Below are 25,736 nucleotides of genomic sequence, written 5' to 3' on the forward strand. Positions count from 1 at the left end.
TACTATTCCTCCTCTCCCATATGCTGTAGGTTAAATATTGTAGCATAAATATCAGAGTTTTTTAGAAGCTCCTTATGTGTGCCATACTCTGCTGTTTTATCTTCTTTAAGGAGTATAACTTTATCAATCTTTTCAAAAATAGCTAAACGATGAGATATTATAATTATTAGACTTCTTTTATAATTGTTTCTTAGATTCTCTATTATTTTCTCCTCTGTTTTCATATCAACTGCTGAAAATGGATCGTCTAATATTATTATCTTATTTTTATTAATAAGCGCCCTTGCAAGGGCTATTCTTGACTGCTGACCACCGCTTAACTTTACTCCGTTATTTCCAACTAGAGTATTTTCTCCGTGGCTCATTTTATCTAAATCAGTGTCAAAGCAAACATCCTTTATAACATCACTAATATCTTGTCCACAGCCAAGGGTTATATTGTTATAGATAGTATCTGAAAGCAGCTGGGGATTATGACCTAAATATGAAATCATCTGACTCCTTTCATATTCTGTGTAATCCATCAATTCCTTGCCATCTATCTTAATACTTCCTAAATAAGGGTAAATGCCAAGCAAAGATAGGCCAAGAGTTGATTTACCAGATGCAATAGGACCAGTAATTCCTACTATCTCTCCACTATTAGCTTCAAAACTTACATTTTCAATTATACTATCCTTATTTTCGCCATAGGAGAAGGATAGATTCCTTACTAAAAGATTTGTATCTTTTAAGTTTATATTAGTGTCAGTGTCTTTAGATTTATATTCCAAAAGATAAGGTTCTATTCTCTTAAAGGAAACCTGGGACTTTTGAACAGAATTAAACAACTTAGCTACCTTACTAGCCTTATAGGCCATGGCAGTAAACATAGTTATGTAAGTTGAAAAAATTCCTACCGTCCATACTCCTTTGTTTACATTTTGCCCTCCAAGATAAATAACTATAATAACTCCTAGCATTGCTATAACATTATATATAGGCTGCATGGAATTTTCCAAAATATTCGCTTTAATAGCCTTGTTCTGCAAACCCTCCAAATCCTCTTTGTATTTCTCCCTATTTTGAGACTCCACTCCATTTACACGATAAAGCATAGAATTTTCAACTATGTCATAGGTAACACCTGCAACCTCACTGCTCTTTTTGCGGAAAGCAGTAGAATACCTATATATACGCCCTTTCAATTTCTCTGCAATTATCATTGCCACAGGAATGAAAATTATAGATAGGGCAGTTATCTTAGCGTCATAGACAAATAAAGATATTATATATGAGATCATAAGTACGCCAGTATCAAAAATTTCTGTAGTAAACTTTCTCATACCCTCAACGCATAAATCTACATCAGATACCATCCTGGTCATTAGATTGCCTACATCTTCCTTGTCAAGTTCTGCCGCATCTTTATGCATTATGCTATTATAAATCATAAAACGCATTGTAGCACTTGTACTATTTGCAAAACGCCTTATATAAAAACGCTTGAAGTATCTCAGAATCTGAATAGATGCAATAACTAAAACATATATGACTGCAAGTTTTAATGTAGAATATAGACTGTACCCATATGCAATAGAGTCAATTAACTTTCCTTGGTAAATAGGTCCTAGCACTGTTCCGCCATTACAAGATATCCCAAAGATTATAATCAGCACTACAGTAAGCTTTTCCTTCTTCCAATAATTAATAATCTTATTTGGATGCTCCATAGGCTCAATCTTAAACTTTACCACAATATTCCCCCCATTCAAAATCTTAAAATTCTCTAACAAATATAGCTAAGTTTACTACCTCTGCTATTACACTATAAATAATACAACTATTTGCACTTATAGTCAATCATATCAATACTATCTTCATTTAAATTAGTACCATATTCTTTTAGTTGATTAAAAATTGAGCAGTTACTCAATACTACATTAAAGTAAAGCTCCCAGCCCAGGAATGGCATAAATCTTTGATGATACCAAATTAAGTCAATCAACAAAGTGAAAAACACCAGCAAAGAATATTTTACATTTCCTTACAAGTGCCTGACCCCCTTATGCAAACATCTGTTGTAGTAATGATTTCTTTTGTTCTTTTAAGTGATTTAACTTACGTTGATTAAGGGTGATAAGATTATCGAGTTGTTCAAAAAACTGTCCAATTTTCAATTGTTCACCTATACTAGGAACATCTATAATGGTTTCTCTGATTGTCTTTAATCCTAGATTCTTAATTGTGGTACCAGTTAAATTATTAAAAAAATACTCGTGTATAGCAGACGTTTGTAAGTAATAATAAATATATTTTTTATTAAAATCTCTTATTTTTATAAACGCGGTACTCTTTCCCAACATGATTTTTTCGCCTGAATACCAAGCTAAATTACCAATTGTCCCATTTATAGACATTAATATGGTATTACAATCTAATGTTTTATCATCATCAGATTGTTCTATATAAGATACCCGTTTTGTCTCCTCAGTAATTTCAATGTTTCCATTTACTAAATTGTTTCCATTTATAAAATAAACATCGCCAGTATCTTTAAATTCTGGTGTTCCATGCAATCCATCACCTATTTTTGATGTACCATCTGATAACTTACGCTGTTCCCAAGGATCAGTAAATCCTGGGAAACGAAGTTCTGGAAAATCTTCACTATTTTTCGGAAACATTTTTTGTAACAAACTTTTCTTCCTATCTTGCAAACGATTTAACTTACACTGATGAAGGGTGATAAGGTTATCTAACTGTGCAAAAAATTCACCAATTTTAGTTTGCTCCTCAAAACTTGGTAGTTTCAAAATAAACTTTCTTACATTCTCCATACTTAATGCTGGTTGAGATGACGTAGCTATTAGTGGGAATATAACTTCATCATAATATGTTTTATTCCCCATCATTTGAATGATGAACTGTGGGTCGATTTCTTTTCTTAGTCTGATTCTTGCAACATTAGGAGCTAAATAGTATTTATTATCTTCAGGTATTATAGCTAATTCGCCAACAGTTCCAACATAAGTAAATAGAATATCATTCTTAAACAACTTACTTCGATTTAGTTTAGAAAAATCGCTTTGATCAATATATTTCACATCATCTAGTATTATTTTCCCACCTTTTACATTCAATCCTCGCAATGCAATTATCGTTCCTTCGTCAGAATAAGTCACATATTCAGTAAACTCAAAACCTGCAAGTTTAGTTACATCTGAAATATCCCCCAACTTATGCTGTTTCCAAGGGTCAGTGAATCCTGGAAACCTTATTTTAGGTACATTTGCTTTGCTTTTATCCATTTTATCTCCTATCTTAACCGTCAATTCATAGTCAACAGTTCAATAATTAATTTTAAAGTGTCATTAATATCATACCTATAATATCTAATATAATTCCAAATGTTGTTTTATTATATACTTTATTATACGCAGCCTTCTTAGGATCCTTTACCCAACCCATACCCTTTTTACCATGCCCTAGCTTTTTTAACTCATCTCTTCGCTTTCCCAATTGCCCTAATTGCCCTGGCTTTAACTGATTTTTTTAGACTTGGTTTTCTCATACCAATTTTCATACAATCACCTCATTCATAATAATTTTGGGTATAAAAAGAGCTGAGGTTTTCCTCTCAGCTCTGATTTTTTGTTTAATTTTTGTTATATCTATAATTCCGCCACCCCACGGGGATTGCAGGATACATATATAATGTTCTGGTGCGTTGAATTTTATAACATAATCTAGAGCCGCTAGGTGCACTCCTGATCTTGGAGGACCTAGTATTATTAGATCTGGCTTTTTATCAATGGTTCCTATTTATATTATTTTTCTATTTTTTCAACTCTTAAATCACGATATTTCTTTCCGATAGTATTTCCGTTTTTACTTTCCATAATAGATGTATACAACATAGAAACAATAATAAATATAATAAGTAATACTGATCCTTTATATTCGCTCACAATTTTAAGCCCTAAAAGCTTTAATATTACTCTATTAAAAATTAAAAGTCCTACTAATGAAATACCTGTTACAACAATAGTATCAATTAAAATAGCCATAAAGCTATTTTTAAATGAAACCCCTTTAGTTTCTTTCTTATGTGCTTCTTCTATACTATCTGAATTTTCTCCTGCAGCCTTTAAATTTTCCTTTGCTATATTATTTTCAACTTCTTCGTTCTTTATTTCATGATTTTCTTCTGACATGTAAAATTCCTCCATTCTTTTATAATGCATAATCCATATAAATATTATTATGCAATAGTATTTAGATAATGTAAATACATTGACTAATATAAATTTAAGTATTAGAATATAAACCGTGCAAAAAATCCTTCAATTATATATAGGAATTAGATATATATATTTTTATTGTTTGTTTCCAGTTTATTCACATATTGTTATAATGAAATACATAACTTTATCATATACTTTTTAATGTTAGGTTAAGGTTAGTTTAATTTTTTACATAGAATGAGAGTATTTTTTGGGGGGCAATTATCAAATGAGTAAAATTTCAAGTAAAATATTGAATTATTTAGATATTATATTTTTTATAGTGTTTATCAGCATAAAGCTTTTGTGTTTTGGAGGACAAATTGAAACAGGATATTTTTCATATAAAAATCTTTTTTCTCCTGTATTTGCTTCAGTTATAATTTTAGCCTCTTTGGCTTTTTTATTTAATACAAAGGGTAGAAGAAAGTTTCTTTTTATATGCAATTTAATTATAAGTTTGTTTATTATTATTGATTTAAATTATTTTAGGTATTTTAAAGATGTTATTTCCATACCTGCAATTATTAACGGTCTTCTATTAGGGCCTGTGAAATCTAGTATTGAAAACTTATTCAAAGCAACTGATTTGCTTTATGTTTTAGACTTGGTTGTATTCTCTATACTACGCAAACATTCTAAATATGGTAAAAGGTATAGTAAAAAATATAGCAAAAAGGTTAATTTACCTTTTTCACAAAGATTAGTTCCTTTTTTATGCTTATTTATTTTAGGAGCATCAATGAATACTGTTAGTTTTATTAAGCTTTCAAAAGAACAGCCTAGATTGATTAGTACTATGTATAATAAAGTATATATAGCCAAAAACTTAGGGGATTTAAATTATCACTATCTGGATATTTTTAATTTCTTGAGTAATTCCATAAGTAAAAAAGCCCCTGTATCAGCACAGGCTCAAGAGGAAGTAAAGGGCTTTCTGCAAACTAATTCAGAAAAGCCTACAGAAAACTTAAAAGGTGCAGGAGTGGGAAAAAATTTAATAGTAATTCAGGTGGAAGCCCTTCAAGCTTTTCCAATAAATCGGAAGGTTAATGGAGTGGAAATCACACCAAATTTAAATAAATGGATTAAAAAAAGTGCGTATTTTAATAATTATTTTTATCAAACTGCTGCTGGCGGAACCTCTGATGCTGAGTTTTTATCAAATAACTCTCTTTATCCAACAGATTCAGGTTCAGTAACCTATATGTATACAGGAAATGAATTTAATGCATTGCCAAAAGCTATGGTAAATGAAGGCTATACCACTGCTGCTTTTCATGGCTACAGAGAAAGCTTTTGGAATAGAAATATAATGTATCCTAAATATGGCTTCCAAAATTTCTATGGCGAAAAAAGCTATAATATTGACGAAAAAATTGGGCTAGGTTTAAGTGATAAATCCTTTTTTAATCAAGCTTTTGAAAAAATAAAGGCATTGCCACAGCCATATTATTCCTTTATGGTTACCTTGTCCAGTCATTTCCCTTATGATGATGTTACAAAATATGGGGATTTTAATGTAGAAGATTTAGATGGCACACTAGTTGGAAATTATTTAAAAGCTATACATTATACAGATGAACAGTTGGGTATGTTTTTGGATAAATTGGATAAGGAAGGAATAACCAAGAATTCCATAATTGTTGTATATGGTGATCATTATGCCATCCCAAAGAAAAATGATAAAGAATTAGCAAAATTTTTAGGCACCAATGGTTTTACAGACCTTCAGTGGATGGAATTACAAAAGGTTCCTATGTTAATCCATTTTCCTAATGATAAGCATAGTGGAACTTACCCAATATATGGCGGTCAAATAGACCTTTACCCTACTTTAGCTAATATGTTTAATCTTCCATCTTCAAATATGATGGGAAAGGATTTATTTAATTCAAAACAAGGAAAAGTAATATTTAGAAATGGTTCCTTTAGTGATGGAAATATGTTTTATCTTTCCCCTCAGAATACCTATTATGATATAAAGACAGGACAGGCGATACAGGAAAATGACAATTTAAAAAATGCAAAAGAAGCCACTATAAATCAGCTAGAATACTCGGATTTAATTCTTAAGCATAATTTAATAAAGAAATTCAATGAAAACTAAAAAATAGTCGGTGGACTGCAGTCTACCGACTATTTTTTTATAGCATAATCAATTCATATAACATTTTTACAGCAACTAAAAGAGACATGGTAACAAATATTGGTTTTATGAACTTGGCCCCTTCTTTTAGTGCAAGTTTTGTTCCAACAATAGCTCCAAATACCATGAATATGGACATTGGAATACCCATTAGGTAATATATCTTACCTTTTATTGCAAAAAGAATTAAGGAAGTAAAATTACTGGTAAGGTTCATTGCTTTTGCATTTCCACTGGCTCTTACAAAATCAAATCCATATATTTTGATAAGGCCAAAGATTAAAAATGAACCAACTCCTGGTCCAAAGAAGCCATCATAAAATCCCATTGCAAAAGCAAATATGCCACCTAATATCAATGTCTTTTTAGTAGTGCCTTCAAAATTATCCTCCAGCCCTATAGTCTTTGAGAAAAGGCTATAAATTCCAACTCCTAATAATAACACCAAAACTATTGGCTTTAATACATTGGAATCAATAAGTAATACCGTTGTAACCCCAGTACATGCTCCTAAGAAAGTAAAAGGTAATAATACTTTTAAAATATCCTTGTCTACTTTTCCAGATTGAGCAAATTTAGCAGTACTTACAATAGAACCACATGTAGCTGAAAACTTATTTGTACCTAATGTAAAATGAGGTGGAAATCCTACAAGAAAATATGCAGGTAAACTTATCAACCCACCTCCGCCGGCAATAGAATCTACAAATGATGCTAAAAATCCTGCTGCACATAGAAAGAGAATCTTGTACACAATTGGGATGTTAGCTAACACGAAAAGCCCTCCTTAAATAGCATTTTTAATTAAAATAATTTTTAGTATATTATATTTTCTAATAATTCTATTATAGCATGAGGCTCCTGCTTTTCATATAGAAAAGGCGAAAATATGGATATTTAATGCAAAAAAAGAAGTATTCCTCATTAAGAAAGAATACTTCACTTATATAAATTATTTTGCTAATTCATATATTGCGTGAGCATATATTTTTGCATTCATTATCAAATCTTCAATTTCTATATATTCATTTACCTGATGGTCTAAATCAGGCTTTCCTGGGAAAATTGGTCCATAGGCCACTATATTAGGCATTTCCTTGGCATAAGTTCCTCCTCCAATAGCAAGTGGTTCCTTTTTCTCACCTGTCTGTTCTGTATATACTTTTAATAAAGTTTTAATTAATTCATGATCCTTTGGAAAATACAAAGGTGCCATGTGGTCCATATCTTCTATTCTCATACCTGTACCTTCTAAAGTTTTTTCAAAAGGTTTTATCATGTCTTCAAAGGTGTAGGTTACAGGATATCTTAAATTTAATCCCAAGGAAACTTTATCTTCTGTCATATCAATGGTACCCACATTAAAAGATAGCTTTCCTGATTCTTCATCTTCTAGAGCTACTCCAAAGGATTCTCCATGACATTCAAAACCAACATGTTTATTGAAGAAATCTAGAAATTCATGTATATCCGTGCCTTCCATTGGTAAAGATGCCAAGAATAAAAACATTTGCATTATAGCATTTATTCCAAGTTCCGGTAAACTTCCATGGGTAGAAACTCCTATAGACTTTATCACTACCATATCGCTTTTTATGTGAGCTGTTAAATTAAAATCATTATGCAACTTAAATTTTTCTAAAGCCTTTATTATGCAGTCCTTTTCTTTAGCCCATATTCCTGCTTCACAATAATCAGGAACCATATTAACTCTTTGTCCACCCTTTATATACTTTATACATATATCTTCTGTGGATATATTCTTTAAGTCCTTTACTACATTAAAAGAAGTTATCCCTTTTTCTGCATATATAAGCGGGTATTCTGCATCTGGAGTAAATCCTGCTATTGGTGGTTTTTCTCTTTCTAAATAATATTCCATTTCCTTAGAACCAGTTTCTTCATTGGTTCCAAATATTATTCTTACTTTCTTAGATAAAGGTAAATTTAAATCTTTTATAGCTTTTAGTCCATATAATGCTGCCATTATAGGTCCTTTATCATCTAGAGCACCTCTGCCATATATCTTGCCCTCATGTATTTCCGCTGCATAAGGCGGATATTTCCAGCCATCGCCCTCTGGTACAATATCTAAATGTCCCAATATACCTATATAGTCTTCCCCTTCCCCATATTCTGCGTATCCTACATATCCATCTAAATTCTTAGTGTTAAACCCTAATCTTCTAGAAATTTTTAGTGCACATTCTAAAGCTTTAGATACGCCCTCTCCAAAAGGCATATCTTCTTTTTCTTCTTCCCCAACACTTTTTATTCTCATAATTTCCTGAGTTGATTCTATTATCTCCTCTTTTAATTCGTTAATTTTCCTATTTAATTTCATTTCTCTACCTCCAGTGAAAGTATTTAAGCCCTGCTCCAGATGTCTTATACGATAATATTATTAATTATATTATACATTGATTATGTCATAGTGTCAGCATCATTTATAAAATTTGTTTTAATTTACTGTAATATTATTCCAAGCCATTATAAAAATATACATAAAAAAGGAGCAGATAAGTTCAATGGATTCTTTCTAACCTGCTCCTTTTATATATTTATTCTATAACTGAGTCCATGCCTAATAATTTAGATATTTAGTGCCATTAATTTTTCTAATTCCAAGCCCCGGTTCATCATTTAGTGTGATTTTATATTCATTGAAAATTGCTCCCCCCTCTACAGGGTCTTCACTGCATAAAACCGGACCATCTAAATCTATCTTTGTAATAATGCTCTTAGCCGCTGCCAAATGCACTGCTGCATTTACACTTACCTTAGCTTCCAGCATACACCCTATCATACATTCCACACCATATATTTCCGCCAAGGAACATATTTTAAGTGCATTGTGCAAGCCTCCTGTTTTCATAAGCTTTATATTTATAAGATCTGCTGCCCTTCTTTGAAGTATAGTTAAAGCATCCTCTGGTGAAAATACACTTTCATCTGCTAACACTGGTATGGAAACATTATCTGTTACAAATTTTAATCCTTCTATATCATGGGCTGCTACAGGTTGCTCAACAAATTCAATCTGCAAACCCTCATCTTCCATCTTTCTTAAAGTTTGAACAGCTTCTTTAGGTTTCCAGCCTTGATTGGCATCTATTCTAAGTTTTACATCATATCCTACTGCCTTTCTTATAGCTTTCATTCTTTCTATATCCAATAAAGCATTCTTTCCAACTTTTATTTTTAAGGTTGTATATCCTCTTTTAATAGCATCTAAACTGTCCTTTGCCATTTCTTCAGGATCATTTACGCTTATAGTTATATCTGTGGTTATTTCTTTCCTATAACCCCCTAATAATTTGTATAGAGGGGCATTATATAGTTGTCCATAAAGATCATGTAAAGCAATATCTATGGCGGCCTTAGCACTAGTATTTTTTATTAATGATTTATCTAGTTTTATCATTATTTCTTCAAAATTTTCTATATCCATACCAATTATATTTTTCTTTATATGTTCTTCTATGGCCCCTATTATAGCTCCCTTGGTATCCCCAGTAATAACTCCAGTAGGTGGAGCTTCCCCAAAGCCTATATTTCCTGTGTCTGTATGCACTTCCACAATTATATCTTCCACACTATTTACTGTCCTTAAGGCAGTTTTAAAAGGTGTTTTTAATGGAACAGAAATTTGTCCTATTTTAATATCTGTAATTTTCATATATATTACCTCCTGTTTAATTAAATTTCTAAATTAAAATAAAAAACCAGCAAAAGCATACTATTTCCTGCTTTTACTGGCTTTTACTTACTCCGATATAAACAAGCATTTTTATATCTTATTAAATAAAACAGTAATTCTAAAAATATCTTTCTTTTATTTCATTATATTTTTTAACTGCGTCCTTATAGGCTACTATTATTGCCCTTTGAGAGGAACCATGATATCTTCTTTTAATTTCTTCTTCGAGTTTCAAATCAAACTCTATGAGGCTTCTCCCAATAAATAGACTCTTAATAAATTCATCAGTAGTTCTTATAGTGGCAGAGCAGCTTAAATCTACTATGGTATCATTCTTCATTTCCACCACAAATCCTATGAAAAATGAATTAAATCTATTGGTAATTGCATTGTCTGTATTGGTTTTTGAATTACCCACTACATATACTGTATCATCATTGTACATAAGTACCACCCCTGTAGTTATTATATAATGATGCAGCTTATTTGTCTATTCTGAACTCCTTGGCTATTACTTTAGATATATAAAATTATAATATGGATAATATTTTTCCTACTAGGAGTCCTCCCCCCGAACCAACTATATATCCCATAAGAGCCATTAAGACTCCTATTGGCACCAATGCTTCACTATAAGATGCAGCAAGAATAGGTGCTGAAGCTACTCCTCCTATGTTTGCTAAACTTGCAACTCCACAAGTAAATAAATCCAGCTTAAATACTTTAGCAGCTAAAGTTAATAATAAAGCATGTATTCCAAGAATTACGAAACCTGCAGCAATATATAATGGCGCCTTTGTAAGCTCTGAAAAGTTAGCTCTTGATGCAATAAGGGCAACTATTGTGTATAGCATTATATTGGAAAGCGGGGATGATCCAGGAATCTTTGCCACTGGTGTCATTGCAAATAATATTCCTAATAAAGTGGCTATAAGTACTGTCCAAGTGCTTCCTTGGAAAAATTGAGATTTTGGCATTAATCCTCCAAGGTAAATAGAAATTGCTGCTACAAATAAACTCAATCCTAATAATACTATTAAGTCTGCAAACTCTATTTCTTTCCTCATGGATTCATTGTCTTGATTCAACTTTTCTCCTATTTCATCTATTAATTTTGTATCAGATTTTGTCCATTTATTAAACTTTGGCGCAAAGGATACCAGCCATAGTAAAAACATTACCCAAATGGAATAGTTTATAGAATCCATAAGAAGTGTATAACCAAGCTTTGAATCTGGAAGATTTAAGGCACTCTGCACAGCTACCATATTAGCAGTACCACCTATCCAGCTTCCGCAAAGTGCCGCAAATGCTTTCCATGTATCTGCTTCAAAAAAGCCTTTAAATAATGCATATGTAACTATAAAACCTATCATAATACTTATGGTAGCTGAGAAAAAACCTATGAGCATCTTAGGACCTAATTTTAAGATTTTCCTCATATCACATCTTAAAAGCATTAGAAATATCATAGCAGGTAATAAATTATCCTTTAATCCTTTATAAACAGCTGTTATTTCTTCATTGTTCTGCCAAACTCCAAAGGTAGAAAGTAACATTGCACCAAAATAAAGAAGAACAATTGCTGGAACATAATTAAAAAATTTTGACTTAGATTTTTTCTCTGCTAATACTAACATACTAGCAAAGAAGATAAGAAACGCCACGTAAGTAAAGCCTCTTGTAATCATATAGTTTCCCCCTTTTTTATATTATACGGCCCTTTCTTATTAATAATTATAAGGAAGAGCTTTTATATGCTAGTAATAAAAATTATTTAGCCAATTCATAAATAGCCGCTGCCATGATTTGAACATTTTTTATTAATGAATCTATTTCTATATATTCATCTGGTTTATGTTCTACCATAGGCTCACCTTTGAATATTGGTCCAAAGGCAACTATATTCTTCATAGCTTTGGCATAGGTTCCACCACCTATGGATATAAGCTCAGCCTTTTCTCCCATCTTTTCCTCATATACCTTCTGCAATTTTTTTATAAATTCTGTGTCTGGAGATACATAAAGACTCTTTTTATGTCTTAAATAAATCTCCTCCATTTTCCCTAAATCCATTTTTTCCTTAAATATATCTTTAAAATCTTCATAACCTTTAGTAACAGGATATCTCATATTTATTTCTATATTTATTTCATGATTATTGCCCAAAATAGTTCCTAGATTAAAAATAAATTCCCCTGATATTTCATCTTCTAAATAGATGCCTAAATTTTTGCCATGCAAATCTAATCCTATATATTTATTCATAAAGTCTATAAATTCTTTAGTATCTCCTTTAAAATCCAACTTGCCTAAGAATAATAAAAGATGAGAAATAGAATTTTTACCCTTATCTGGAGTACTGCCATGAGCTGAAATTCCATAGGATTTTATTATTAAAGAATCTTCTTTTTCTTCTACTTTTATTTCTTCTACTTTATCTGCTAACTTCTTTATTATGTCAAATTTATCTTTTGGTAAGGAAATTACAGCTTCTGCATAATCTGGCACCACATTTGGAGCAATTCCCCCTCTTATGGATTCTAGTATTATATCCCCTTGCGGTGCTAATTTCCTTTTATATTTACAGGTTACAATTCCCTTTTCTCCATTTATTATTGGATATTCAGCGTCAGGAGTGAATCCTCCCACTGGAATTTCTTCACCCTTCTCTACATAATGCTTTACACATTTGCTTCCTGTTTCCTCATTTAATCCAAATATTATTCTAACCCTTCTTTTTAAAGGCATATTTAAATCCTTTACAGCTTTCAATGCATATAATGCCCCTATAGTTGGTCCCTTATCATCAGTGGTCCCCCTTCCATATATCTTTCCATTATGAATTTCAGCAGCATAGGGAGAGTATTTCCATCCATCACCTTCTGGCACTACGTCTAAGTGTCCTAGTACCGCTATCATTTCATCTCCCTCACCATATTCTGCATAACCTATCATATTATCCACATTAACTGTTTTAAAACCTAAGGATTTTGAAAGCTCTAAACAATTTTCTAAAGCTCTATGTACTCCCTCTCCAAATGGCATTCCATCTTTTGCCTTATCTTCTACGCTTTTTATCCTTACGACTTCCTGCACACTTTTTATAATTTCTTCTTTCATACTAAGTATTTTTTCATCTAGCATAATATCACCCCTATTAATTAGTATTTACAACAATCCAATACTACCATATTTTAATTAACTAAATAAAAAAAGCCCAATAAATGAATGTTATCATCTACTGGGCTTTGTTTACGTTACAATGCTTTAGGCACCTAAATAAACAGAGTAGTAAAATTAAGAACCCTTATATAACTTTTATAGTTATTATTATATTATATAATTCAGGAAAACTCAATATATATTTTTAATCTTCTGAAAACATTTCCTGTAATTTGTATTTCACAATGTTCATTGATATTAATTCTCTTAAATGTTATATTGATTTAGTAAACAATTAATAGTTAGTTGATTTAAAGGATGTGGTATTTTGGAACTTACAAAGATAAAAGGAAACACTTATTATATAAATGCCCCTACTAATATAGGAGTATATGTGTTTAAAAATAAAAATTGTATTTTAATAGATACAGGTATAAATAATTCTGCAGCAAAAAAAATAGATGAGGTTTTAATTGAAAATGGGCTTCATCCAAAATATATTGTAAACACCCACAGTCATTTAGACCACTGTGGCGGAAATATATATTTTCAAAATAATTATCCTGGATGTTTAATCTATACTTCCTACATGGAAAAGTTATTCATGGAAAATGTGGAACTATACCCTTCCATGCTCTGCGGTTCAATACCTTTAAAGGGTTTAGATAGAATAAATAAGCCCTTCAATGTAGATTTTATTTTAGAATATGGTATAAATAAAATAAATGATGAAAAGTTTCATGTTATTTCATTGAAAGGTCATACTGGAGAACAGATTGGTTTTATCACTCAGGAAAAGGTTTGTTTTTTAGGAGATTCCATATTTAGCAGTGAAATAATAGATAAATATTCTCTTCCATACTTATACAATATAGAAGACAGTATAGAAACTTTAAAAAGTATAAAAAATATAGATGCTGACTTCTTTGTACTAGGTCACAGTGATAATATAATTACAAAAGATGAAATAAACTCCTTAGTAGATAAGAACTTAAATAATATAGAAAATTACATAAACCAAATACTAGAACTGTTAGATCAGCCTTTAACCAAGGAAGATGTACTTCAAAATCTTGTTATATTAAATGATTTATCCATGAACTTTACTGAATATCATATAAATCTTTCAGCTGTATCTGCATTCATAAGCTATGTTTATAATAAAAATCTTATTAATTCCTCTATTGAAGACGGCAAACTATACTTCTTTAAAAAACAGTAAAAGAGGTAAGAGCTGAGAGGTAATAGTTTCGGTGAAAATTTAGCCTTGCTGAATTTTTTTCATAACTCTTAACTATTCATTCTTAACTCTTCACTAATTTAAAGCTCTACCTTAACAAATTTCCCATTATATAAAGCTCCTGCCCCCTTATTATAATATTGTATAACTCTTCCATTATACTTCTTTTCACTTCCAGAAAAAATATCTTTTATAACTCCTGTCTCTTTATTCTCTATATATACTTTTCCATTTTTGCATACATGAATATCCTGTTTTTTAGCAGGGTTGGTTATATTTACACTGTTCCAAAGCTTTTCATTTTTCTCTATATTCCCATAATATATTTTATCAATTTTATCCCCTTTCACATTTCCTAGATAGATATTGTCCTCCCCATCTACTCCTAGTAAACATAGGTTTTCTGCATCAGGAATTCTTAGTGAGTTTTCCCTATCAGTAATCCTAACTTTATCATATTTTAAATCTTCATAAATCATTCTATCATCTCTATTTAATATTTCCATATTGCCAATTTTTAAATAGCCTTTAAACTTTTCCATTTGGGACATGGTATTTAGTCTATATATGTTATATCTATTGTCATTTGTTTCAACTTTTATATAGGCAACCCCTGTTAAAGTTGAGTTTACTATATCTGTAATATTGTATTTATAGTTTGCTAAAGGTATTTTTATTTTATTATAGTGATTATCTAAAATCTGATTTTTTTCATTTTTGTCCCTATCATAGTAATATAATTTAATATAGCTTTCCCCATTTTCATTTTTTATTTTCTCACCTATGTACATTCTGTGTCTATCTGGTAACCAATTATAGTAATTTAATTCTCCTTCTGAGGAGGCGTCCACCTGCATCTTTTCTCCATTTAAAGTATTTATAGTTACTATATTGTTATCCTCTATATAAGAAAGGTATTTGCCATCATAGGACAGTTTTATATCCTTTGCATTTCCATCTACGGGTATTTCTAGATTTTTAATACTTTTTTCTTCATTTTCTTCAACCTTTTCTATTGTATAATCACTGTTTGGTTTTAAATAAACTTTATCCACATACAAAAGTCCCATTAATTCTATAGATAATGGTAATATACTCCATACTATAATTCTTTTTATAATTTTCACGGTAACACTCTCCTTAAGGTTCTACGTAGAAGGCTGTAGCCACTGTTCTTTCTCCATCTCTATTGCATGGATTATTGATTACATTTCCCTTATAATACATGGTAGAAGAAGAACCTCCATCTAAACTTCCAGCATTCCAAACTCCCTGTTTAAGTAAAATGTCCTGTACGTCTTTTAAATCTGCTCCCTCTTTAAATAACTTTCTTCCATCTATTACAAGAAAAACTACTGTGCCATCTTTTTTTTGACCTATAGCTGTTCTGGGCTGCAGTCCTTGTTCTCCGTAATCCTCTACAAGAGGTTGTCCATTCATTATTAAAGTTTTATTAAAAGATAGCGCCTCTTTTACATTAAGTTCTTTGAGCTGTTTTAAACTCTTTTTCCCTACGATTAACTCTCCTTTTTCATTAAAGGCCATCACATCTACTTTTTCATCTTCTTTAACATTTTTCCATACTACTTCACCTTTAGATATTACTATGCCCTCTGGATAGGCACCTGTACCTACCCATTCCTTTCCACTGGTATTTTGGTCATAAAAGCCTCCACCATTAATTGCCGCTGCTGCTTTATTTCCCTCAGCCATTTCACTAACTCTTTGCCCTTGTATGCCTATATTTTTTGTACATGCTACCTTAACCTTCTTAGGATTTTTTATTTCCAGCAGATATCCATCAAATCTATTCTTATGTATGTTATATCTTACAATACTGTTGTCTCTCATATTTCCAATTTTTATATCTTGAAAATTCTGCTCAATATTTTTTACCATTGAACCGCTATTATCTTTATTTAACACCTTATTTATATCCTTCTCATTTAAAAACAAAGTAGCTATATATTGATGTTTAAAGGTATACATAGCAGTTCCTACTAAGGTCTTTTTCACATTTTTAAATGGGCCGTAAAATACCAATAAGGGTGCTGTAATTCCTATAAATATTATTTGGTATAGTATAAAAACGCAAAATAGTTTTGGAGAAAACTTTTTCTTTTTCCTTCTTTCTGTCCTTCTTCCCATAGGGTAACACATCCTTTATCTAAAGTGAAAAATATAAATTTTATTATCTTTTTCTTCTTTTTCTTCATAAAAAGCTGCAATAAGCCTTTTATTATCCTCGCTCCAATTTAGTGTATAATATTTTATAAATAAATTCTTATATAGCATTACACTTTCACTTATACTATTTTTATATAGCTTAGCTGCATAAAGAATGTTGTTTCCATCCTTATCCTTTACCACATAGGCTATGCTTTTTTTATCATTAGAAAGCTTAAACAATACTATATCTCCATCTAAAAGTTTTTTTATCTCTTTAGTTTCTAGATTGTAATTATATAAGCCTTTTTCCCCCCAATATTTCCCGGAAAATATTAAATTATTATTATCTATGGCTTCTATTCTTTTTATATTTCCTTTTAAAACTAAATTAGCTTCATAAGGTTTGTCTAAATTTACATTATAAATATAACTGCTAAAATCCTCATCTGATTTAAAGCCTTGAATAAATATATTCTGGCAATCCTTAGCTATGGATATCTCCTGTATATTTTCTATTTTTTTTAATTGTTTGTAATCTAGTATTTCTTTACTTATGCCCTTATTAAAATCTTGTAGAAAAAGAGAATCTTTTATTCCAATATATCCACTACTGTCTGGCATCCACTTTATAAAAGTTTTATAGGGGATGTTTATTTTTTCCTTGCTTTTAACATTGTATATATAGCTTTTATTTTCTTCTTCCTTATATTTAGCATCCTTTTCTAATATTTCTTCCCCTTCACTATAGAAAATTCTTTTTTTATCTGGAGAAGGAATTATAAAACGTTGACTTTTATTTTCTACAGGAATCAGTTTTTCTTCCCTATTTGTTTTTAAGTTTAATATGTTTATTCCATAGTAATTCAGTCTTTCATTATTTACATCTAAAAAACTTCCTTGACCATTTCTCTTAGAATAAATAATATTATCCTTATCAAAAAAGTCACAGGAATCGCAATTCCCATTGAAAGGAACCTTTTGTACATTTTCTAAAGTCATCTTTTTCTCTTCCTCATTGCTTAATATATCATCATTAAAATTTGAATTATCTAGCACAAATACTTTATCATATCCTCCTCTGCTTTCATGACTAAAAATAAATATGAAAAAGATTACTACAATGAGGAGTGAAGTAATGATTGTATTCTTTGTTGGCATTTTCACTAAAATTCACCTCAAGTGCTTTACTTTAATTTTAAACTATGGTTGTTTCTAAAATTACAATAGTTGTATCTAAATTGTAAAAACTAAATACATGGAATTTCTATAGTGACAATAGTTCCCTGTTTTAATTCACTTTCTATACATATATTTCCTCCATGTTTTTCAACTATAGCTTTGACTATGGGAAGACCTAATCCATTTCCCCCTTTTTTTCTAGATAACTTTTTATTTATCCTATAAAAAGGTTGGAAAATATTCTCTAGTTCCTCCTTTGGTATGCCTTCTCCTCTATCTTCCATACTTATAAAAGCTTTATTATCATTTTTGAAAACTTTCACCTGTATTATGGAATTTACATAGCCATACTTTATGCTATTATCTAATAAATTAACAAATATCTCCTTTAACTTATCTTCATCACCCTTTACAAATAACCCGTCTTCTATAATATCATCTATCTGTATATTGTACCTTTTGGCCCTAATAGCCATTTCTTCACATGTAACCTTTAGTAAATTTGATAGGTTTACTTTAGAAAAGCTATAATTAAAATCTCCAGTGGTATTTTTTGAAAGCTCCAATAGCTCAATAACCATTCTATTTAACCTTTTGCTTTCTCCAATTATATGCCCCATTCCCTTTTTGAAAAATTCTTCATCTGTAAAGCCATTTCTCTCTATTATTTCTGCATAGCCAAGTATTGTGGTTATAGGAGTTTTCAGTTCATGGGTAACATTATCAAAAAACAATTTTCTACTCATTTCTAAATTCTTTAATGTATCCCTATCCTTTTCTATGGTTAATATTTGATTTTTAATCCTCTCTACCATGTTTTTAAAACTTAATGCTAATTCACCTGTTTCATCTGAAGAATCATGTTTAAATTCTACATCAAAATTTCCCTTGGTAATTTCTTTGGAAGCTTCTGTCAACTTAATTATTGGTTTTGTTATGCGTTTTGATATTATAAAAGATATTATAAGTATTAATAAAAATAAGGCTAATCCTATAATTTTAATTATGTTGATTATGTGATTACTTTTCTTATAAAGCTCCGTATATTCTTTGCTATAGCTGATAATTCCTAAAGCATCATTTTTAAAATATACAGGATAGGAAAGGTTTACAATAACTTTATCCTTCACTTTACTAATTGTATAAGCAGTCTTACCTTGCATGGCTAATTGCAAATCCTTTTTCTCCTTATTTATTTCATTATTAGAAGTTGTCCACAAAAGCTCTCCCTTGTTGGAATAAAGTGTAACATCCTGTCCTACTCTAAAACTCAATTCTTCTATAATATTCTTGCCATCTATCTTGAATATTGACTTGCTGGGCTCCACATTATTCAAAACAAAATACTGTTTTAAATATATATCTATATCTTTTCTTCCCTGAATCATTTCATTTTTTATAATAAATTCGTTATTATTATTTATTATCCTTTCCGTTGCATAAATAAGTACAGAAATACCTATTAAAAACACAAAAGAAAAACTTATAAGTATTTTATATCTTATGGATAACTTCAACTGCTAACCCCCTTAAAAAAATTACAAAGTAATTTTTTATATGTCAACTAAAGTTTAATTTGTATCCTACACCAAAAACCGTTTCTATAATTGAATAATTCTTCATTTTATCTAATTTTTTTCTTATTCTTTGTACATGTATGTCCACAGTCCTAGTATCACCAATATATTCAAAGCCCCACACCTTGTCTAATAACTGAGCCCTTGAAAAAACCTTACCTGCATTTTCAGCTAAAAATAAAAGCAGATCAAATTCTTTTGGAGTTAATTCTACTGGCTGTCCATCTTTTAAAACCTTTCTTTCATCCTTATATATTTCTATATATTTTTGAATAATTAACTCATTTTCTTCATTATTAACTATTTCTTTAGTAAGCTCAATTCTTCTAAAAATAGTTTTTATCCTTACCAGCACTTCTCTCATATCAAAGGGTTTAGTTATATAATCATCTGCCCCCAACTCCATTCCCAATAATTTATCTGTTATATCACATTTTGCAGTGATTATAATTATAGGTATATTAAAGGTATTGGTTACCTTTTTGCATATATCAAACCCACTTACATCTGGAAGCATTAAATCTAAAATAATAAGATTAGGTTTAAAACTTTCCAATGCCTTAATTCCATCTTCACCATTTTCAAAAGCCTTAACTATATATCCTTCCTTATTCAAAGAATAACACATAAAATCTGATATAGCAGTTTCGTCTTCTATTATAAGAATCTTTTTATTTGCCATTGCTTTTCCCCCTTAATAAAAACTGTCCTCAACTCTCAATTCTCAACTAACTCCAAGTGTTATACGTAAAAAAGAGACCCTAGTTCAACCGATCTCCCTTTTAAATTACCTTAATCTATAATCTTTTTGAAACTATTTCCTTTTGTTTGATTTTTTGCTTTTAGTATTTGGCTTTACATTATTTGTTTGGTTATTATTCTTTTTATACTTCTTTTTAGATCTATAAATAGAATATTGCATTGCAAAAATAAAAGTTGATACAAAGAATATTTTTGATATAAATCCAGCTACATTTCCCTTACTTAAGTCAGCAAAATATCCCCATATGGCTGCTATTCCCATGCCTGCTAATGTATATAATATAATATTTTTCATAAGTATTCCTCCAAAATTTCTCAACTTATTTTTCGTTAATAATATTATTATTATATATTATACACTATAATAAAACATAAAGTTTTGCAACAGTAATGAATTTTTCCCTCAATTGTAGTAAAATAGTAAGGTGATTAAATTTACTTTAAATCGGGGGTAATAAAAATGGCTAGAACTATTGGAACACAGGTTAGAGGCGTAAGAGCACCCATAGTAAAAGAAGGTGACAATATAGTAGATGTGGTAGTTAATTCTATAATGAATTCTACAAAAGAAGAAGGTTATTCACTAAAAGATATGGATGTTATTGGAGTCACTGAATCCTTAGTAGCAAGAGCACAGGGAAACTATGTAACAGTGGATCAAATTGCTTTTGATATAAGCAATAAATTTAAAGGGGATATTGGATTAGTATTCCCTATATTAAGTAGAAATAGGTTTTCCATCATATTAAAAGCTATTGCAAAAAGCGGCAGAAAAATACATCTTTTATTAAGTTATCCTGCTGATGAAGTTGGAAATCACCTTATGGACATAGATAAAATGGATGAACTTAATATAGATCCCTATAAAGATGTATTAACAGAATCAGATTACAGAAGACTTTTTGGAGAAGAAGTAAAACATAAATTTACAGGCATTGATTATATAAAAATGTACAAGTCTTTAGGAGTAAATGATAATATATCAGTTTATCTTGCTAATGATCCTAGAGTTATACTTAAATATACAAAGGAAGTATTGGTCGCTGATATTCATACTAGACAGAGGACTAAAAGGTTATTAAAAAATGCTGGTGCTGAAGTAGTATATGGTTTAGATGATATCTGCACAGTTTCTATAGATGGAAGCGGCTATAATCCTAATTATGGCTTATTAGGCTCTAACAAATCCACTGAAGAAAAAGTAAAACTTTTCCCAAGGGATTGTCAGCCTGTAGTTGATAAAATACAGAGAAAATTAAAAGCCTTAACAGGAAAAAACGTAGAAGTTATGATTTACGGAGATGGAGCATTTAAAGATCCTGTAGGCAAAATTTGGGAACTTGCAGACCCAGTGGTTTCCCCGGGTTTTACTTCAGGATTGCATGGAACACCAAATGAACTTAAGCTTAAATATTTAGCTGACAATGATTTAAAGGATTTAAATGGTGAAAAAGCTATAGAAGCCATGAGGAAAAAAATCAAAAACAAGTCTTCAAATTTAGTAGGTACTATGGAAACTCAAGGAACCACTCCAAGACAATTAACTGATCTTTTAGGCAGTCTTTGTGATTTAACCAGTGGCAGTGGAGATAAAGGAACTCCTATTGTTTTAGTACAAGGCTACTTTGATAATTACGCTACTGAGTAAAAGTACAGAGCACTTTTATTAGTTGATAGATGACAATTGACAGTTATGGATACTTTTCTTCCGTTAGCATTACAGAAAAGTTTAAATTAAAAACTTTTCGTAATGTTAGCGGAGAAAATTGTCCTTATTTGTTCTTTATTATCTATTATTTAAAAACCACATTGTAATTTTTTCAGTCTAATGTAAAACTTTATTGCTTTTTAATGCCTTTTCCCATCTTTCCACATAATCTCCCGTAGCCCATTCTGCCATTACTACGCTTTCACCTTCATGTATTGGTATCTTCTCTAGCTGCTTATTTGATAATTGGCCATTTTCTATGCTATATACATATATGAAATTTTTGCTGACAATTATGGCAATATCTTTATTAGGTGAAGTATAAGCATCCACAGCATCTGGTACTGTTCCCTTGATATCATTCCAAGAAATATGAAAATCATCATAATTTAGTAATTTAGTTGGAGGTACAATATTGATATTAAAATCTCCATAAGCAACATCTTCCGCACTATTACTATTTAATCTTCCACTCATAATCCAGTGCCCGTTTCTTCTAATCAAAGTAAAACTTTCTTCCCTAGGTGATTTTTCTAATCTTTTAGCAATATCTTTGTCTTGAGAAGCTAAAAAAGCCTCAGCAGAATTTTTTAAAGCAGCCCTTCCACGTTCTCCAGCTACATCTGAAATCTTTATTCCCTTCATATCTCCTACATTATCTATAGGTAATACCTGCAGAATACTTTTCCCTTCATCATCGGAAAAACTTGAAGCTTTTTTATATTCTGTAGCTACATAATCATTTCCAATAAACAATATTCTCCTCAATGCATCATCCTTTGAATAATTATTTTCATTTAGCTTAGTATTTTCTTTACTGTTTCCTGCAGGATAAGCAAATAGACTATCCTTTGGATATTTTGGATTGTTATTTGTCCTGTTTATTCCTGCCCACCAAAATCCACTTATCCTAGGGAAAAATAGATTAGGTGTCTCTATTATTGAATTGGGTTCCCTATTTTTTGTGGAAATCCATAATGTTCTATAAAATATGGACTTGTTTTCATAGGCTTCCCCAGTGACACCATTGTACTCTAAAGGTATTGGTGATCTTAAGCCAATTAAAACTCCAGATCTTAAAGTTCCTTTATTTTTAGAAAGATCCTTTTTTTTATTGTCTTCTAGTTTTTTTACATTATCTTTATTTAATATATTCTCGCTTTCCTCTGAAATTTTTTTTAAATAATAAAATGCATCATCAGAGTATACCAATATTTCCTTGTCGCTTAACTTTATTAAATCATAGAATAACCTTCCATCTGAGGTAATAGAGATTACCTCTAGGTTCTTTGTAGTTACATCAAAATCTTTAGAATTTACTTTATAAGTATAAAAAAAATAATTTTTAGCATCTACTTCCTTTATTTTATATTGTGGATTTTCACAAGTTTCTTGTCCAAACACTGCATATTCAGTATCAAAAGCAGCCTTTTGTCCTACTATACTGCCTGGTTTAACCTGTGGCTCTTGATATTTTTTTTCACTGGAGTTGAGTATTTTATACTTCTCTACTTGCCATTCTCCTGTTATAGGTATTAGTTTATTTTTAGGTGCTACTATCTTGTCTCTTATACCAAAACCTTTCATTGAACATCCTTGAAAAAGTATTATAGGGATTATAATCACAATGAAAAAAAATACAATAAATTTTATTCTTGTTTTTTTCATATTTTATCTCCTATTAATTTCTATACATTAGGCAATTTAATATAAACAGTTGTACCCACATTGACTTCACTTTCTATATAAAGAGTGCCATTATGCATTTTTATTATTTCATCACATATTGATAATCCTATACCATTTTGTGATTTACTGCTTTTACCTTTATAAAACTTTTCCTTAATCTTAGGCAGTTCTTCCTTACTAATCCCAATTCCATTATCCTCAATTGTAATAACTATATAATCTTTTTCCAATCTAGCTTTTAATATAACTTTTCTTTCGCCTTCATCTTTAACAAACTTAAAAGCATTATCTAAAATATTTATAAAGACCTGTTTCATTCTATTACTATCTATGTATAGTTCAGGTATATTACAATCGTAATCCACAATGAAATTTATTTTTTCTCTTGCTGCACGAGGTCCTAAATATTTTTCTACATATGCTACAACATCATATAAATTTGCTTTTTCTTTTTTTATTGTAACCTTTCCTGAAATTAGCTTAGAAAAATCTAATAGTTCCTCTACCATAGAAGAAAGTCTTTCACTTTCATTTTCTATTATCTTAAGTCCATCTCTAATTAAAGCTTCCTCCGGCAACTCTTCAGTATTTAAGGTAATAGCCCAGCCTTTAATGGCAGTAAGAGGGGTTCTAAGTTCATGAGATACTGAAGATATAAACTCATTTTTCAGCTGATCTTTTTTTAATATTTCCTCTGCCATATAATTTAATGCATCTGAAAGCTTATCTATTTCATCATCAAATTTTTCATTATTTCTAACTAATAGATCTCCATTAGCCATTTTTTCTGCTGTTTTAGTTAATTTTTCTATAGGTTCTATTATGCTCTTTGCAAGAAAAGTACTAAATACACCTACCACTGCTATTACAATAATTCCTATACTTAAAAACATTAATGCAACCCTATAAATAGCTCTGTCTACTTTCTTTAATGAACTTATGTACCTTAATGCTCCTACAATTTTTCCATTACTTTTTAATGGATATGCTATAGCAATGACCTTTGCATCATCATAGTCTACGTTGCCAATCCATTTTCCCTTTTGTCCCTTTAAGGCTTTTTTAACATCGCTTGTTTCAATATTGCCTTTAGGCTTTATACCAATGGAATCCATTAATACTTTCCCATCCTTATTGATTATTTGTACTTGAGCCTGAGTTTGTTTCCAAAACACATCTACATTGTCCATTACATTTTCTTCTAAGGAATTGTTAGAAAAGTATCTAGAATAAAAATCTGCTGAAATCATTATTTGATTTGTTAATACTTCTTCAATATTGCTATAATAATACTTTGTAATAAAATTTATTAATATAAATTCAAAAGCCATTACACTGATTACTATAATGAGCATAAAATTTTTTGATAATCTTTTCTTTATACTTTTCATGACTGCTCCCATCTAAAAATTAAGACTTTCTCCATCTATATCCTTTTCCCCATATAGTTTCTATATAAGTTGGATTAGATGGGTCATTCTCTATTTTTGCCCTTAACCTACGAATATTTACATCTACTATTTTAGAATCCCCTACAAAATTATATCCCCATACAAGATCTAAGAGTTCATCTCTGCTAAAAGCCTTATCTTCATTTTCAACAAATATCTTCATCAGTAAATATTCCCTTGGGGTTACATCAATCTCTTCATTATCTTTGTACACTTTTTGCGAGTATGTATCAATTTTAAAGGGTCCACTATGTATACTATTGTCTTTTTCATTTTCTAAAGGTTCCATCCTACGAAGAAGAGCCTTTACTCTAAGTATTAATTCTGATGGATTAAAAGGCTTTACTACATAATCATCCGCACCAAACTCTAACCCCATTATCTTATCCATGTCCTGTGATCTAGCAGTAAGCATTATTATACCCATGGATTGGAATTCCCCTCTTAATACTTTACAAACTTTAAATCCATCTATACCCGGCAGCATAACATCTAATATGGCTATTTCAGGTTTTTCCAGTTTAGCTTTTCTTATTCCCTCTTCCCCTGATTCTGCTTCTATAACAATAAAATTATTTCTTTCAAAATTTATTTTTAAAAAGCTCCTAATGCTCATTTCATCTTCCACAATCAATATTTTATTCATATAAATTCTCCCCGCCTTCAATGCAAAAATTTAAAG

At 30.4% G+C, this 25,736-nt stretch carries 23 protein-coding genes; 3 read left to right on the top strand and 20 right to left on the bottom strand.

All coding sequences use genetic code 11. The annotated features are described in order from the left end of the window. Positions 1-2 precede the first annotated feature (2 nt). From CLLI_RS09885 to CLLI_RS09905, 5 genes are all read right to left on the bottom strand, one after another. Positions 3-1,736: an ABC transporter ATP-binding protein gene (locus CLLI_RS09885; protein WP_106064053.1), complete on the bottom strand. Its 1,734-nt coding sequence runs from the start codon at positions 1,734-1,736 to the stop codon at positions 3-5. Positions 1,737-1,822: 86 nt separating this feature from the next. Continuing rightward, a complete protein-coding gene (locus CLLI_RS14535; RefSeq protein WP_170063698.1) occupies positions 1,823-1,990 on the bottom strand; it encodes a hypothetical protein in 168 nt (55 codons plus the stop codon). Positions 1,991-2,045: 55 nt separating this feature from the next. Then, on the bottom strand, positions 2,046-3,290 hold the full coding sequence (locus CLLI_RS09890) for a restriction endonuclease subunit S (RefSeq protein ID WP_106064054.1): 1,245 nt from the start codon (positions 3,288-3,290) through the stop codon (positions 2,046-2,048). Between the two features lie 52 nt (positions 3,291-3,342). Beyond that, positions 3,343-3,501: a hypothetical protein gene (locus tag CLLI_RS09895; protein WP_341457007.1), complete on the bottom strand. Its 159-nt coding sequence runs from the start codon at positions 3,499-3,501 to the stop codon at positions 3,343-3,345. A gap of 308 nt (positions 3,502-3,809) precedes the next feature. Beyond that, positions 3,810-4,196, bottom strand: a complete 387-nt coding sequence (locus tag CLLI_RS09905; RefSeq protein WP_170063699.1) for an RDD family protein — start codon at positions 4,194-4,196, stop codon at positions 3,810-3,812. 298 nt (positions 4,197-4,494) lie between these two features. Here CLLI_RS09905 and CLLI_RS09910 point away from each other — a divergent pair, with 298 nt between their 5' ends. Beyond that, on the top strand, positions 4,495-6,375 hold the full coding sequence (locus CLLI_RS09910; RefSeq protein ID WP_106064056.1) for an LTA synthase family protein: 1,881 nt from the start codon (positions 4,495-4,497) through the stop codon (positions 6,373-6,375). A 37-nt stretch (positions 6,376-6,412) separates the two neighbouring features. On the opposite strand, the gene CLLI_RS09915 is transcribed toward CLLI_RS09910, so the two are convergent. The 6 genes from CLLI_RS09915 to pepV (CLLI_RS09940) form a co-directional block, all read right to left on the bottom strand. Then, positions 6,413-7,189, bottom strand: coding sequence for a TSUP family transporter (locus CLLI_RS09915; protein WP_242975578.1), 777 nt, complete (start codon positions 7,187-7,189; stop codon positions 6,413-6,415). Between the two features lie 177 nt (positions 7,190-7,366). Next, positions 7,367-8,758, bottom strand: coding sequence for a dipeptidase PepV (gene pepV / locus CLLI_RS09920; RefSeq protein WP_106064057.1), 1,392 nt, complete (start codon positions 8,756-8,758; stop codon positions 7,367-7,369). 240 nt (positions 8,759-8,998) lie between these two features. After that, entirely contained in the window at positions 8,999-10,093 is a 1,095-nt protein-coding gene (locus tag CLLI_RS09925; RefSeq protein WP_106064058.1) for a dipeptide epimerase, read from the bottom strand. A 139-nt stretch (positions 10,094-10,232) separates the two neighbouring features. Continuing rightward, the gene (locus CLLI_RS09930) at positions 10,233-10,559 is read right to left on the bottom strand and encodes a DUF3870 domain-containing protein (protein ID WP_106064059.1); all 327 of its coding nucleotides are present in this window, start codon (positions 10,557-10,559) and stop codon (positions 10,233-10,235) included. An 85-nt stretch (positions 10,560-10,644) separates the two neighbouring features. Then, on the bottom strand, positions 10,645-11,805 hold the full coding sequence (locus tag CLLI_RS09935; protein ID WP_106064060.1) for a DUF819 family protein: 1,161 nt from the start codon (positions 11,803-11,805) through the stop codon (positions 10,645-10,647). Positions 11,806-11,887: 82 nt separating this feature from the next. Beyond that, positions 11,888-13,264, bottom strand: a complete 1,377-nt coding sequence (gene pepV / locus CLLI_RS09940; RefSeq protein WP_106064061.1) for a dipeptidase PepV — start codon at positions 13,262-13,264, stop codon at positions 11,888-11,890. A 343-nt stretch (positions 13,265-13,607) separates the two neighbouring features. On the opposite strand from pepV (CLLI_RS09940), the gene CLLI_RS09945 reads away from it, so the two are divergent. After that, positions 13,608-14,501 carry an MBL fold metallo-hydrolase gene (locus tag CLLI_RS09945; protein WP_106064062.1) on the top strand — a complete coding sequence of 298 codons (894 nt, stop codon included), beginning with the start codon at positions 13,608-13,610 and terminating at the stop codon, positions 14,499-14,501. Positions 14,502-14,599: 98 nt separating this feature from the next. Here CLLI_RS09945 and CLLI_RS09950 read toward each other — a convergent pair whose 3' ends face one another. From CLLI_RS09950 to CLLI_RS09975, 6 genes are all read right to left on the bottom strand, one after another. Next, positions 14,600-15,646, bottom strand: a complete 1,047-nt coding sequence (locus tag CLLI_RS09950; protein ID WP_106064063.1) for a hypothetical protein — start codon at positions 15,644-15,646, stop codon at positions 14,600-14,602. A gap of 13 nt (positions 15,647-15,659) precedes the next feature. Then, positions 15,660-16,667: a phosphodiester glycosidase family protein gene (locus CLLI_RS09955; protein WP_170063701.1), complete on the bottom strand. Its 1,008-nt coding sequence runs from the start codon at positions 16,665-16,667 to the stop codon at positions 15,660-15,662. A 15-nt stretch (positions 16,668-16,682) separates the two neighbouring features. Next, positions 16,683-17,852 carry a hypothetical protein gene (locus CLLI_RS09960; RefSeq protein WP_106064065.1) on the bottom strand — a complete coding sequence of 390 codons (1,170 nt, stop codon included), beginning with the start codon at positions 17,850-17,852 and terminating at the stop codon, positions 16,683-16,685. 83 nt (positions 17,853-17,935) lie between these two features. Further along, positions 17,936-19,384 (bottom strand): HAMP domain-containing sensor histidine kinase, encoded by a 1,449-nt coding sequence (locus CLLI_RS09965; protein ID WP_106064066.1) that lies wholly within the window; start codon positions 19,382-19,384, stop codon positions 17,936-17,938. A gap of 43 nt (positions 19,385-19,427) precedes the next feature. Beyond that, a complete protein-coding gene (locus CLLI_RS09970; RefSeq protein WP_106064067.1) occupies positions 19,428-20,126 on the bottom strand; it encodes a response regulator transcription factor in 699 nt (232 codons plus the stop codon). A gap of 132 nt (positions 20,127-20,258) precedes the next feature. Beyond that, positions 20,259-20,501: a hypothetical protein gene (locus CLLI_RS09975; RefSeq protein ID WP_106064068.1), complete on the bottom strand. Its 243-nt coding sequence runs from the start codon at positions 20,499-20,501 to the stop codon at positions 20,259-20,261. 165 nt (positions 20,502-20,666) lie between these two features. On the opposite strand from CLLI_RS09975, the gene CLLI_RS09980 reads away from it, so the two are divergent. Beyond that, positions 20,667-21,854, top strand: a complete 1,188-nt coding sequence (locus tag CLLI_RS09980) for a coenzyme F420-0:L-glutamate ligase (RefSeq protein WP_106064069.1) — start codon at positions 20,667-20,669, stop codon at positions 21,852-21,854. A 177-nt stretch (positions 21,855-22,031) separates the two neighbouring features. On the opposite strand, the gene CLLI_RS09985 is transcribed toward CLLI_RS09980, so the two are convergent. Genes CLLI_RS09985 through CLLI_RS09995 form a run of 3 tightly spaced genes read right to left on the bottom strand, consistent with a single transcriptional unit; the run spans position 22,032 to position 25,700 of the window. Next, a complete protein-coding gene (locus CLLI_RS09985) occupies positions 22,032-23,582 on the bottom strand; it encodes a hypothetical protein (RefSeq protein ID WP_106064070.1) in 1,551 nt (516 codons plus the stop codon). 20 nt (positions 23,583-23,602) lie between these two features. Continuing rightward, the gene (locus CLLI_RS09990) at positions 23,603-24,994 is read right to left on the bottom strand and encodes a sensor histidine kinase (RefSeq protein ID WP_423236798.1); all 1,392 of its coding nucleotides are present in this window, start codon (positions 24,992-24,994) and stop codon (positions 23,603-23,605) included. A 19-nt stretch (positions 24,995-25,013) separates the two neighbouring features. After that, on the bottom strand, positions 25,014-25,700 hold the full coding sequence (locus CLLI_RS09995) for a response regulator transcription factor (protein WP_106064072.1): 687 nt from the start codon (positions 25,698-25,700) through the stop codon (positions 25,014-25,016). Positions 25,701-25,736 lie beyond the last annotated feature (36 nt).

Source organism: Clostridium liquoris (assembly GCF_002995785.1).
Lineage (GTDB): Bacteria > Bacillota > Clostridia > Clostridiales > Clostridiaceae > Clostridium_AO > Clostridium_AO liquoris.

Coding starts and splice junctions, on each gene's coding strand:
- CLLI_RS09890 (WP_106064054.1), bottom strand. CDS start 3,290: ATGGATAAAAGCAAAGCAAATGTACCTAAAATAAGGTTTCCAGGATTC.
- CLLI_RS09905 (WP_170063699.1), bottom strand. CDS start 4,196: ATGTCAGAAGAAAATCATGAAATAAAGAACGAAGAAGTTGAAAATAAT.
- CLLI_RS09910 (WP_106064056.1), top strand. CDS start 4,495: ATGAGTAAAATTTCAAGTAAAATATTGAATTATTTAGATATTATATTT.
- pepV (WP_106064057.1), bottom strand. CDS start 8,758: ATGAAATTAAATAGGAAAATTAACGAATTAAAAGAGGAGATAATAGAA.
- CLLI_RS09925 (WP_106064058.1), bottom strand. CDS start 10,093: ATGAAAATTACAGATATTAAAATAGGACAAATTTCTGTTCCATTAAAA.
- CLLI_RS09930 (WP_106064059.1), bottom strand. CDS start 10,559: ATGTACAATGATGATACAGTATATGTAGTGGGTAATTCAAAAACCAAT.
- CLLI_RS09935 (WP_106064060.1), bottom strand. CDS start 11,805: ATGATTACAAGAGGCTTTACTTACGTGGCGTTTCTTATCTTCTTTGCT.
- CLLI_RS09955 (WP_170063701.1), bottom strand. CDS start 16,667: ATGGGAAGAAGGACAGAAAGAAGGAAAAAGAAAAAGTTTTCTCCAAAA.
- CLLI_RS09970 (WP_106064067.1), bottom strand. CDS start 20,126: ATGGCAAATAAAAAGATTCTTATAATAGAAGACGAAACTGCTATATCA.
- CLLI_RS09975 (WP_106064068.1), bottom strand. CDS start 20,501: ATGAAAAATATTATATTATATACATTAGCAGGCATGGGAATAGCAGCC.
- CLLI_RS09980 (WP_106064069.1), top strand. CDS start 20,667: ATGGCTAGAACTATTGGAACACAGGTTAGAGGCGTAAGAGCACCCATA.
- CLLI_RS09985 (WP_106064070.1), bottom strand. CDS start 23,582: ATGAAAAAAACAAGAATAAAATTTATTGTATTTTTTTTCATTGTGATT.
- CLLI_RS09990 (WP_423236798.1), bottom strand. CDS start 24,994: ATGAAAAGTATAAAGAAAAGATTATCAAAAAATTTTATGCTCATTATA.
- CLLI_RS09995 (WP_106064072.1), bottom strand. CDS start 25,700: ATGAATAAAATATTGATTGTGGAAGATGAAATGAGCATTAGGAGCTTT.